Source organism: Robinsoniella sp. (genome assembly GCF_034124845.1).
This window is the reverse complement of record NZ_JAWYAJ010000066.1, coordinates 1-1,610: the sequence shown is the minus strand read 5'-3', so window position 1 is coordinate 1,610 and position 1,610 is coordinate 1. Positions and strand designations below refer to the sequence as shown.

At 43.0% G+C, this 1,610-nt stretch carries 3 protein-coding genes; all 3 read right to left on the bottom strand.

Annotated elements, in window-relative coordinates; translation table 11 throughout:
• The coding region (locus ACH2DQ_RS03335) for a DeoR family transcriptional regulator (protein ID WP_395025579.1) at positions 1-236 on the bottom strand (236 nt) is incomplete at its 3' end.
• 60 nt (positions 237-296) lie between these two features.
• Positions 297-1,280, bottom strand: a complete 984-nt coding sequence (locus ACH2DQ_RS03330; RefSeq protein WP_394915293.1) for an ABC transporter permease — start codon at positions 1,278-1,280, stop codon at positions 297-299.
• Positions 1,280-1,610, bottom strand: a 331-nt coding sequence (locus tag ACH2DQ_RS03325; protein ID WP_395025574.1) for an ATP-binding cassette domain-containing protein, incomplete at its 5' end; no start/stop codon positions are given. The genes ACH2DQ_RS03330 and ACH2DQ_RS03325, both read right to left, overlap by 1 nt.

Sequence of the window (1,610 nt, the reverse complement as noted above, 5' to 3'; positions counted from 1 at the left end):
ATCTCCCGCATCAAATACGGATATTCTTTCACACCCTTGGAAGTTTCCGACAGTACGGCTCCTCCATGGGTGCGCTGTATCATGCCCGCATCTTCCATCTCCTTTAAGTCCCGGCGGATCGTCTCCTTTGAGACCTTCATAAGCTCGGAAAGTTCATTTACACTTACCTTCCCTTTCTCCTCCAGCAGATTAACAATCAAAGACTGACGTTCAATGTTATACTTTCGATCTAGCATTTCTTCCAAATTCCTCCGAACATTTTCTTTCAGTATAGCATAACTTTCACGATTTGTCTCTTACCTAATCTCCCCGCTGAACTTAATGCTATCCATCATAACTGCGATAAAAATAATGACTCCCCGGAATATGGTAAAGGCATAAGCAGATGCCCCGGTGATCGTCAGTCCATTGGTAATTACCTGCACCATCACAATACCGATAATTGCACCCGGCAGGATACGCCCCTTTCCTCCGAATAGACTTGCCCCTCCGATTACAGCTGATGAAATCACCACAAATTCATCACCAATGGCAAAATTAGGATTGATTACGCTTAGGGAACAGGCATTTATCATTCCTGCCAATCCTGCAAGTGCTCCGCAGATCAGGTAGGCCAGAAATATTACTTTCGTTCCATTGATTCCCATCTTATTGGCTCCTGTCAGATTATTGCCGCAAGCAAACAACTGCCTGCCATACTGAGTTCTCGTCAGGAGGAAATGTCCAATCAGCACCACAGCCAGAAAAATATACACCATCAGGGGAATTCCTAAAAATTTCACTCCCGTAAACTTCATCGCGCTGGAGTCCAAAAACAGCATTTGTTGGTTGGTAAACATCAGACCCAGCCCTCTGGCAACACTATATGTAGCTAGGGTAGTGATAAAAGGTACCATTTTCAACTTTGCCACAAAAAATCCATTAATCGCTCCAATGAGCAGACCGCTTAAGATCGCTCCTACAAAGCAGGCGGGCAAAGACATGCCTAAATTGTTTAATAGAGTGGTTCCCACCACCGCTGAAAAATACATATTCGCAGATACGGATATATCAATTCCTGCCGTAATTAACACAAAAAACATGCCAACCACTGCAATTCCCAATGTTGAAGAAAGCCTCAATACATTAATGGCATTACTAAACGTCAGAAAATTTTTGGATTGAATTGTAAAATACACCAGAAGGATGATAAAAATCACATATAAACCGTAGGTACAGAATAAATCCACCAGCTTCCTTTGAAAATTATTACTCTTACTTGTCTGAGATGTCCGTGCCATTACTTCCCACCCCCTATTGCAGCCTTCATGATGCGTTCCTGCACGAACTCGCCTGTTTGAAGCTCCCCGGTAAGTACATTATGACTCATCACGAGGATTCGGTCGCACATTCCCATCAGTTCCTCCATCTCCGAAGAAACAATCAAAACCGTGGATTTATTCTTTGCCAAATCATTAATTATGCTGTAAATCTCATATTTTGCACCCACATCAACACCCCTGGTTGGCTCATCCAGCAGAAAAATCTGAGGCTTTCTCAGCACCCATTTTCCAAACACTACTTTCTGCTGATTTCCTCCAGACAGACTGCCTGCATTTACTTCAATATCT

What these genes read in the sequence shown, in the direction of transcription:
- ACH2DQ_RS03330 (WP_394915293.1), bottom strand. Translation starts at nt 1,280, where the DNA reads ATGGCACGGACATCTCAGACAAGTAAGAGTAATAATTTTCAAAGGAAG.